General features: G+C 55.9%; 1 protein-coding gene. It reads left to right on the top strand.

Going from position 1 to position 538, the window contains the following annotated elements; all coding sequences use genetic code 11:
• Positions 1 to 538 (top strand): Ig-like domain-containing protein (locus NPS46_RS25130; protein ID WP_274112050.1); only part of this gene is annotated, 538 nt, incomplete at both ends.

Below are 538 nucleotides of genomic sequence, written 5' to 3'. Positions count from 1 at the left end.
CAGCAATGGCACTTACACCTACACCCTGACTTCGCCGGTAACCAACACGCCAAACGGTGATAACGGCGCCAATATCGCCCTCAATGAAACCTTCACTTACTCGGCCACCGATTCGGTAGGCAATACGGTCACCGGCACGATCCAGATCAGCATCGTTGACGATGTACCTACCGCCAAGGCCGATACCGCCCAGGTCGCAGAGGGCGACACCGTCACCACCAATGTGCTGGGCAACGACACTTTGGGCGCCGATGGTGCAGCCGTGGTGGGTGTTAAAGCCGGTGGCCAGATCGTCAATATCGACACTGGTTTGAATACCAATATCGTGGGCACCTACGGCACATTGACCATCAATGCGGCTGGCGTTGCGGTCTATCACAGCAACCCCAACTCGGTAACGCCTACTGGTGCGACGGATATTTTCACTTACACCATCCGCGATGGTGATGGAGATCTAAGCAGCACCACCTTGACCATCAATATCGCCGACAGCGGCCTGACGGCCCGGACCGATAGCGATGTGAAGGTCTATGAAAAC

The organism is Pseudomonas putida, from assembly GCF_028682395.1.
In the GTDB taxonomy this organism is placed as follows: Bacteria; Pseudomonadota; Gammaproteobacteria; order Pseudomonadales; family Pseudomonadaceae; genus Aquipseudomonas; species Aquipseudomonas putida_AB.
Note: the sequence above shows the minus strand (reverse complement) of the source record. Positions and strands in the feature narration are given on the sequence as shown.